This is a genomic window from Pseudomonas sp. 05N434 (assembly GCF_056396965.1).
In genome coordinates this window covers 1-2,274 of sequence record NZ_JBFTMK010000683.1, presented here as the reverse complement: position 1 = coordinate 2,274, position 2,274 = coordinate 1, and the positions used below count along the sequence as shown (strand labels likewise).

1 protein-coding gene and 1 pseudogene are annotated in these 2,274 nt (G+C 58.4%); both read left to right on the top strand.

The annotated features are described in order from the left end of the window. Positions 1-249: 249 nt before the first annotated feature. A complete protein-coding gene (murJ, locus tag AC1DLB_RS28010; RefSeq protein ID WP_477786085.1) occupies positions 250-1,788 on the top strand; it encodes a murein biosynthesis integral membrane protein MurJ in 1,539 nt (512 codons plus the stop codon). Positions 1,789-1,917: 129 nt separating this feature from the next. Beyond that, a pseudogene (locus AC1DLB_RS28005) lies at positions 1,918-2,274 on the top strand (bifunctional riboflavin kinase/FAD synthetase); the annotation flags it as partial.

Below are 2,274 nucleotides of genomic sequence, written 5' to 3'. Positions count from 1 at the left end.
CTCGGCAATACAGCGTTGAAAGCAGACTCGAAATGCTCATTGACTAAAGTCAACTCCGCTTTCTCGCCTGCTTTCGCCTTGTCTTGCCTTCGCTCGCTACGTTTTCAAGGGGACGGTGCGCTGGATATTTCTTTCCGGCGCGCGACCTGTAAACTCGCGAGCTTTGGCTCTGTGCTGTTGCGGCGCGGAGTATCGCATAAGTGGGCGCGTTGTTCGCCTGCTGTTTATCGACAGGCACAAACTCTTTCAATGAATCTGCTCAAATCGTTGGCCGCTGTCAGCTCTATCACGATGCTTTCCCGGGTGTTGGGGTTTGTTCGTGACACTCTAATCGCCCGTGCATTTGGTGCCGGAATGGCGACTGACGCCTTCTTTATCGCCTTCAAGCTGCCCAATCTGCTGCGGCGGATCTTCGCCGAAGGGGCATTTTCCCAGGCGTTTGTGCCGATTCTTGCCGAATACAAAAGCCAAAAGGGCGAGGAGGCGGCGCGAACCTTCATTGCCTACGTCTCAGGCCTGCTGACACTGGTACTGGCGCTGGTCACTGCGTTGGGCATGCTCGCCGCCCCCTGGGTTATCTGGGCCACGGCACCGGGTTTCGTCGATTCTCCTGAAAAATTCCGGCTGACAACCGATCTGCTGCGGGTCACTTTCCCTTATATATTGCTGATCTCCCTGTCGTCGCTGGCCGGGGCGATCCTCAACACCTGGAACCGCTTCTCGGTGCCAGCTTTCGTGCCGACCCTGCTCAATGTCAGCATGATCATCTTTGCAGTATTCCTGACGCCGTATTTCGATCCGCCGGTGATGGCGCTGGGCTGGGCCGTTCTGGTGGGTGGGCTGGCGCAGCTGCTCTATCAACTGCCGCACCTGAAAAAGATCGGCATGCTGGTACTGCCGCGTTTGAATCTGCGCGATAGCGGTGTCTGGCGGGTCATGAAACAGATGCTGCCCGCGATCATCGGCGTTTCGGTGAGTCAGATTTCGCTGATCATCAATACTATATTTGCCTCGTTTCTGGTGGCCGGCTCCGTGTCCTGGATGTATTACGCCGACCGCCTGATGGAATTGCCATCCGGCGTGCTGGGTGTGGCGCTGGGCACGATTTTGTTGCCGACCCTGGCCAAGACCTATGCCAGCCAGGATCGCCACGAATACTCGCGAATCCTCGATTGGGGGCTGCGCCTGTGCTTCATGCTGGTGTTGCCGTGCGCCCTGGCGTTGGGGATTCTGTCTGAACCGCTGACGGTTTCGCTGTTCCAGTATGGCCATTTCAGTGCTTTCGATGCGGCCATGACTCAGCGCGCGTTGATCGCTTATTCCGTCGGCTTGCTGGGGATTATCGTGATCAAAGTGCTGGCGCCGGGCTTCTATGCGCAACAAAACATCCGCACGCCGGTGAAAATCGCGATTTTCACCCTGATCGTCACTCAGCTGTTCAACCTGGTACTGATCGGTCCGCTGGCGCACGCCGGCCTGGCCCTGGCCATCAGCGCGGGTGCCTGCATCAACGCCGGCTTGCTGTTTTATCAATTGCGCAAGCAGCAGATGTATCAGCCGCAACCGGGTTGGGCGAAGTTCGGGCTCAAATTGCTGGTGGYGGTAGCGGTGATGTCTGCAGTATTGCTGGGTGCGATGCACTTTATGCCGGCCTGGGGGCAGGGGCCTATGCTTGAGCGGCTGCTGCGTCTGGGTGCATTGGTGATCGCAGGCGTCGTGGCGTATTTCGGCATGTTGCTGTTGATGGGCTTCCGTTTGCGCGACTTCAATCGCAAGGCCTTGAGCTGAAGACGTTATCTCGATAATCATGGGCGAACCGGCAGTTTTGTCGGCTCGATTACTTTGGGTTACGGTGTTGCCTGTCGTCGGCCGCCGGGTGTGGTTATAATCGACCACTTTATGRGCAAGAAGCGCGTTATGCAGCTGGTTCGAGGTCTCCACAACCTGCGCCCCCAGCATCGGGGCTGTGTCGCCACTATTGGCAACTTTGACGGTGTTCACCGTGGCCACCAGGCTATCCTGGTCCGGCTGCGAGAGCGTGCGCTCGAGTTGGGCGTGCCCAGCTGCGTGGTGATTTTCGAGCCGCAGCCGCGGGAGTTCTTCGCTCCGGACACCGCCCCGGCCCGTCTGGCCCGCTTGCGGGACAAACTGCAGCTGCTGGCCGAAGAGGGTGTCGACCGGGTGTTGTGCCTGGCTTTCAACCATCGCCTGAGCAAACTCAGCGCCAGAGAGTTCGTCGATACCATTCTGGTGGACGGCCTCGGGGTGCAGCAT